Source organism: Streptomyces sp. SID3212, from assembly GCF_009865405.1.
Lineage (GTDB): Bacteria > Actinomycetota > Actinomycetes > Streptomycetales > Streptomycetaceae > Streptomyces.
In genome coordinates, this window is sequence record NZ_WWJY01000727.1 from 1 (window position 1) to 6,446 (window position 6,446).

A 6,446-nucleotide genomic window follows, 5' to 3' on the forward strand; every position below is an offset into this window, starting at 1 on the left:
GTCCGCTGGCGGGGGACGCCGACATGCCCGCACGGTCCGGCCGGGTCGGACCCGGACCGTCCCGGGCCGTGCCGTTCGGGCGCGGCCCGGCGCGGCTCCCTCAGGACGACGAAGGCCGTGACCAGCAGGACGAGCCCGGGGACGATCAGCAGGGCGGCGAGGAAGCCCGTCGGCGCGGTGCTCGCGGAGCCGTCGGCGGTCCCGCCCACCCGGACCCGCAGCGCGGCCATCGCGGCGTAGTGCATCCCGGTCGCCGCGCCGCCCACCACCGCTCCCGCGACCAGGACCGGCACGAGCCCCCGGTGGGAGACGACGATCCACAGCGCGGCGCTCGCGCCGACGACGGCGATCAGGACGGAGAGCGCCACGGTCGTGGTGTCGTACTCGAGGCGGCCCGGCAGCCGGACGGCGTCCATGCCGAGGTAGTGGGTGGTGGCGAGGGAGAGGCCGGTCACGGTACCGCCGGTGACCAGGGCCAGCGGGGTGGACCCGCGGTAGCCGACGACGAAGATCCCGGCGGCGGCCATCACACTTCCCACGACCGGGCAGGCGAGCGTCGTGAACCTGTCGTAGTCGACCGGCATCCCCTCGACGGCGAAGCCGGTCATCGTGACGAGGTACATGCCCCAGACGCCGGAGCCGAGGGCGGCGGCGCCCAGTGCGAGTCTGCCCGGCTTCCAGGGACGCGAGGCGCGCAGGGACCGCGCGGCGCAGAGCAGGCCGAGCGCGCCGCCGAGGCAGGCCACCAGAAGGCCCGCCACGAGGGTGCCGGGACCGTGGCTGAATCCGTCGATCGTGCCCTGCATAGCGGTATGCCCCTTCGCGCCTTGTGCGCCATGTGCTCCATGTGCGGAAGCGCCGGTTCGGGGCGAGGGTAGGACGGCCGGGCCCGTAAGCAAACAGTTACCCGGAGTTTTGTCGACATTGAGCTGGAAACGGCGAAAAAAGCGGTCGGGAAAGGGCTTTCCCTCGCCATGCCTTCACATGGCGTCCGGGTCTCGCCCGCTCCCCGTTGGCCGGGGGCTGTCACCCTCGGGCCGATCGCGACCGCCGGCCGTGAGCACCGGCAGGGACACCAGGGATCCCAGGGACGAGGAGTACACGTGGACGCACGGACCTCAGTGACGACGGCCGCGCTGCTGGGCGTCGCGGCGCTGCTCCTGCCGGGCTGCGCGGCGGCGGCCACGACACCGCAGGCAGGGCCGGCCACGACACCGCAGGCGGGGGCGGCCACGACCTCTTCCGCCGGTCCGCGCAACGGCGCGCCCGCAGAGGTCCCCCTGGTCATCGCGCACCGCGGCGCGTCCGCCTACGCCCCGGAGAACACGCTCGCCGCCGTCGACGCGGCGGGCGACCTGGGCATCGACTGGGTGGAGAACGACGTCCAGCGGACCAAGGACGGGGAGCTGGTGGTCGTCCACGACACCACGCTCAGCAGGACGACGGACGTGGAGCGGGTCTTTCCGGGCCGCTCCCCGTGGAAGGTCAAGGACTTCACCGCCGCCGAGATCGCCCGGCTGGACGCCGGGAGCTGGCTCGGCGCGCGCTGGGAGGGCGTCCGGGTGCCCACGCTGAAGGAGTATCTGGGCGCCGTGGAGAAGAACCGGCAGAAGCTGCTCCTGGAGATCAAGGGCCCCGAGCTCTACCCCGGGATCGAGGCGGACATCCTGCGCGTGCTGCGGCAGGAGGGCTGGCTGGACGGCGCGCACGTGGCGGACAGGCTCGTCGTCCAGAGCTTCGGCGCGGCGAGCCTCCGCGCGGTGCGTGAGCAGCGGGCCGACGTCACGACGGGCTTCCTGGGGACACCGGCGGTGGCCGATCTGCCGTCGTACGCGGCGTTCGCGGACCAGATCAATCCGGCGTACGCGACGCTCACCGGTGACTACGTGGCCGCGGCGCACCGGTTGAAGGGCCCGCACGGCAAGCCGCTGCGGGTCAGCACCTGGACGGTGGACGAGGCCGCCGACGCGGCGCGGGTCGCGGCGCTCGGGGTGGACGGGATCATCACCAACAGGCCGGACGTGGTGCGGGACGCGGTGGAGGGACGGGGCACGGAGCGTACCCGGAGCCGTACACGTACCACGGGGTAACTCGCAACTTTTACTCCTGTTTGCCCGCCTTCGGTACCGGACCTACCGTGGATGGAGATGCGGCAAACGGGCGATTTCGCGCGCGGTTGGCGTGTTGCCCGCCGGGACGCGGAGAGCCGAAGGGCGAAGGGACGGCGATCGGGCATGGCCGAGGGAAACGCTGGACTCACGTATCTCAAGCCGGGTGAGGTGGAGGTCAGGAACACCGAATACCCGACACTCGAACTCAAGGGCGGCCCGGGGGTGGATCCCGCGAACGCCGGACGCAAATGCCGGCACGGGGTCATCCTGAAGGTACTGGCGACCAACATATGCGGCAGCGACCAGCACATGGTGCGCGGGCGTACGACCGCTCCTGAGGGGTTGGTCCTCGGGCACGAGATCACCGGTGAGGTCGTGGAGCGCGGCCCCGACGTCGAGTTCATCAACGTCGGTGACGTGGTGTCGGTGCCCTTCAACATCGCCTGCGGACGGTGTCGTAACTGCAAGGAGGGGCAGACCAGCATCTGTCTGAACGTCAACCCGACCCGGGCCGGCGGAGCTTACGGCTACGTCGACATGGGCGGCTGGGTCGGCGGCCAGGCCCGGTACGTGATGGTGCCGTACGCGGACTTCAACCTGCTGCGCTTCCCCGACCCGGAGGCCGCCCGCGAGAAGCTGCTCGACCTGACGATGCTCACCGACATCCTGCCGACCGGCTACCACGGAGCGGTGACGGCGGGTGTGGGCGTCGGCTCGACCGTGTACGTCGCGGGGGCGGGTCCCGTGGGACTGGCTGCCGCTGCCGCGTGCCAGCTGCTCGGCGCCGCGGTGGTGATCGTCGCGGACTTCAACACCGAACGCCTGGCGCAGGCGCGCAGCTTCGGGTGCGAGACGATCGACCTGGCCCAGGGCCCGGTGGAGGAGCAGGTCGCCCAGATCCTGGGCGTTCCCGAGGTGGACTCGGCGATCGACGCGGTCGGTTTTGAAGCCAAGTCCCACGGCCGGGGCTCCGACGACGCACCGGCCACCGTCCTCAACTCGCTGATGGGCGTGGTCAGGGCGGGTGGCGCGCTCGGCATCCCGGGTCTGTACGTCACCGAGGACCCCCGGGGGATCGACTCGGACGCGCAGTCCGGCACGCTGCGGATCAGGCTGGGGCTCGGCTGGGCGAAGAGCCACACCTTTTCGACCGGTCAGACGCCGGTGATGAAGTACCACCGGGCGCTGGCGATGGCGATCCTGCACGACCGGATCCACATCGCCAAGGCGGTCAACGCGACGGTCCTCCCGCTGGAGGAGGCGCCGGAGGGGTACGAGGAGTTCGACCGGGGCGTGAGCCGGAAGTACGTGCTGAACCCGAACGGGGCGCTGGACCACGCGAAGGCGGCCTGACCGCCCGCTCCGGGTGAGCCGGGTGAGTGGAGGCTGATGGGGCCCGTGTGACGTCATGGACGTTTGCGCGGGCCCGTCGCGTGCCAGGGATGGGGTCATGTCAGACACCACGACGCACCTGTCCGCCGAGGTACGGGACGCGCTCGCCGAGCGCCGTCCCGTCGTCGCGCTGGAATCGACGATCATCGCGCACGGGCTGCCGCGCCCGCGCAATCTGGCGGTGGCGGAAGAGCTGGAGGAGCTTGTACGGTCCGGCGGCGCCGTGCCCGCGACAGTGGCCGTACTGGACGGGAGGGCCCATGTGGGCCTGAACAAGGCCCAGTTGGAGCGGGTCGCCGGGGACAGTTCCGTACGGAAGCTGGGCCATCGTGACCTGGCGCCGGCGCTCGCGGCGGGGGCGAGCGGGGCGACGACCGTCTCCGCGACGGCGTTCCTCGCGGCGCGGGCGGGGATCCGGGTGTTCGCGACGGGCGGGCTCGGCGGGGTCCACCGGGGGTGGACCGAGACGCAGGACGAGTCGGCGGACCTGCGTCTGCTGGCGCGGACCCGGATCACGGTGGTCTGCGCGGGGGTGAAGTCGATCCTCGACGTGCCGGCGACGCTGCAACGGCTGGAGACGCTGGGCGTCGGCATCCTCGGGTACGGGACGTCGTACTTCCCCGGCTTCTACCTGTCGTCCTCGGGCGAGCCCGTCGACTGGACGGTCCGTACGCCCGGCGAGGTGGCGGCGGTGATGCGCGCGCAGGACGCGCTCGGCGGGCCGGAGGCGGCGATCGTGGTCGCCAACCCCGTACCGGAGTCGGAGCAGTTGGACCCGGAGCTGCACGACAGGGTGCTGGCGGAGGCGCTCGACGCGTGCCGGGAGTCGGGGGTGACGGGCCAGGCCGTCACGCCGTTCCTGCTGGACCGCCTGGTGCGCGGGACGGGGGGTGCGTCGCTGGAGGCGAACCTGGCGGCGGTACGGGGGAACGTGCGGCTGGCGGCGGGGATCGCGGGGGCGTGGTGAGGGGGCGGGACCCGGGGCCGGGCGGGGGATCGGGGTCCGGTGGCGGGTCCGGTGGCGGGTCCGGGTCCGGTGGCGGGCTGTTGGTGGTCGGGGACGTGGCCACCGATGTGGTGGCGCGCTACCGGTCACCGCTGGCGCGTGGCACGGACACGACGGCCGACATCCGTCTCCTGCCGGGCGGCGCGGGGGCGAACGCGGCCTGCTGGGCCGCCCGTTGGGGGTGTGCGGACGTACGGCTGCTGGCCCGGGTGGGGACGGACGCGCGGGCGTGGCACGAGGCGTCGCTGCGGGACGCGGGGGTGCGGGCGCGGCTCGTCGTGGACGACGAGGTGGCGACCGCCACGGTCATCTCGCTGGTGGACGCCTCCGCGGAACGGACCTTCCTCACGGACAGCGGCGCGTCGGTGCTGCTGTCCGCCGAGGACTGGTCGCCGTCGCTGCTGGACGGGGTCGGCCGGCTGCATCTGTCGGGTTATCTGTACTTCTCCGGGGTCGGGCGGGAGGCCGCCGCGGCGGCGCTGGCCTCGGCGCGGGAGCGCGGCATCGCGGTGAGCGTGGATCCCGCGTCGGTGGCGTTCGTCGAGGAGCTGGGCGTGGAGCGCTTCCTGGCGGCGACCGAGGGCGCGGAAACGCTTCTTCCCAACGCGGACGAGGCCCGGCTCCTCACCGGCCTGGCGGACGCCGGGAAGGCGGCGGCGGCGCTGAGCCGGCCGGGGCGGGTGGCGGTGGTGACCCTGGGCGAGGCGGGAGCGGTGGTGGCCGAGGCGGGCGAGGTGACGGCCCGCGTGCCGCCGGTCGCGACGCGCCCCGTCGACTCGACGGGAGCGGGCGACGCCTTCACGGGCGGGTACCTCGCAGCCCGCCTGGCGGGCGCGGACCCGCCGGAGGCGGCGGAGGAGGGCTGCCGGGCGGGCGCGGAGGCGGTGGCTCTGGCCGGGGGCCGACCGGCGAGGGCGGGGCGGGAGGAGGACTAGGGTGCGTCCACGGAGTGCCACGGTTCGCGCCCGGAGGGCGAGGCCACGTGGTGCGAATCCTGGTCCCTCGGGGGCCGCGCGGACGCGGCCGCACGCGGGTGGCGCGCGTGCGGCGCTATCCGTTCCGCCCCGGGGCCACCTCCGGATCCGGCACGAACAGGCTCAACCGACAGGTGGTCGGCCGGCTCGACCGACCGCACAGGGTGTCGATCCGGGTCATCGCCCAGTCGATCTCTCCACCGGCGGCCCGGAGGCCACGCAGGTGAGCCCGCCACTCCGACTCCTCCTGGGTCTCGAAGAGCACTTCCCAGCGGCCGGCCTCGAAACCCGGCGCACCGGCGGCCCGGCGTCCCTGGTCCTGTCGCTGACGCCTCTTCCGCTGCCCTGGCACCGGGCCAGCATCGCCGGACCACCCCGCCAGGGCAACCCTCGCCCCGGCAACCCTCGCCCCGGCGGCATGACGATCTGACGATCATTGGTCGGACACTCCCTAGGGAAGCCCTCCCCAGGCCGGGTGGCGGGGGTCGTCGGCTCGTACCACCACGTCGGCCGTTTCGGCGGGGGTGACCTCCTTCTCGTATCGCTCAAAAGCGGGGAGGGTCCAGCGTTCGGGCTCGTTCGTGCGGCGGTGGAGGGCGTTCGGGGACAGGCTCAGGTGCACCGTCAGGTCGAACGGGAACCAGTGGCCCAGCAGGAACGGACCATGCGTCACCAGTACGCCGCCGGGCGGGAGTTCGAGGGGCGCGCTGCGGGTCGCGCGGTCCGTGGCCGGGTCCCAGAGGTCGGGCAGGACGCGTCCGCTGCCGCCCGGGTCCAGCGGGCCGAAGACCTCGCGCCAGAGCGCGCCCGTGTCGAACCACCCGTGGTAGTACGTGTCGGGGTCCTCGCGGCCGTACTCGTACCGCAGCGACGCCGGGCGCAGGAAGCCCGCCGTGTCGATCACGAGGACCGACCGGCCGCGCAGCCGCAGCGCGTCGGCGAGCGCGGCGGCCGGCGTGCCGG

General features: G+C 73.4%; 7 protein-coding genes. 5 read left to right on the top strand and 2 right to left on the bottom strand.

Annotated features, from left to right (window positions below; translation table 11 throughout):
• A partial coding sequence (locus tag GT042_RS21950; protein ID WP_161310440.1) for an MHYT domain-containing protein occupies positions 1 to 806 on the bottom strand: 806 nt, incomplete at its 3' end.
• 297 nt (positions 807 to 1,103) lie between these two features.
• Between GT042_RS21950 and GT042_RS21955 the strand changes: the two genes are divergently transcribed.
• From GT042_RS21955 to GT042_RS21975, 5 genes are all read left to right on the top strand, one after another.
• Entirely contained in the window at positions 1,104 to 2,090 is a 987-nt protein-coding gene (locus tag GT042_RS21955) for a glycerophosphodiester phosphodiesterase family protein (protein WP_345943859.1), read from the top strand.
• A 144-nt stretch (positions 2,091 to 2,234) separates the two neighbouring features.
• On the top strand, positions 2,235 to 3,464 hold the full coding sequence (gene fdhA / locus GT042_RS21960; protein ID WP_161310442.1) for a formaldehyde dehydrogenase, glutathione-independent: 1,230 nt from the start codon (positions 2,235 to 2,237) through the stop codon (positions 3,462 to 3,464).
• A gap of 97 nt (positions 3,465 to 3,561) precedes the next feature.
• Complete coding sequence (locus GT042_RS21965; protein WP_161310443.1) at positions 3,562 to 4,470, top strand: pseudouridine-5'-phosphate glycosidase; 909 nt, start codon at positions 3,562 to 3,564, stop codon at positions 4,468 to 4,470.
• 77 nt (positions 4,471 to 4,547) lie between these two features.
• Positions 4,548 to 5,444 carry a PfkB family carbohydrate kinase gene (locus GT042_RS21970; protein ID WP_202533411.1) on the top strand — a complete coding sequence of 299 codons (897 nt, stop codon included), beginning with the start codon at positions 4,548 to 4,550 and terminating at the stop codon, positions 5,442 to 5,444.
• Positions 5,445 to 5,706: 262 nt separating this feature from the next.
• Entirely contained in the window at positions 5,707 to 5,913 is a 207-nt protein-coding gene (locus GT042_RS21975; protein WP_161310444.1) for a hypothetical protein, read from the top strand.
• 21 nt (positions 5,914 to 5,934) lie between these two features.
• On the opposite strand, the gene GT042_RS21980 is transcribed toward GT042_RS21975, so the two are convergent.
• A partial coding sequence (locus GT042_RS21980; RefSeq protein ID WP_161310445.1) for a uridine kinase occupies positions 5,935 to 6,446 on the bottom strand: 512 nt, incomplete at its 5' end.

Excerpts from the sequence above, each read along its gene's own strand:
- fdhA (WP_161310442.1), top strand. The coding sequence starts at position 2,235 with ATGGCCGAGGGAAACGCTGGACTCACGTATCTCAAGCCGGGTGAGGTG.
- GT042_RS21965 (WP_161310443.1), top strand. The coding sequence starts at position 3,562 with ATGTCAGACACCACGACGCACCTGTCCGCCGAGGTACGGGACGCGCTC.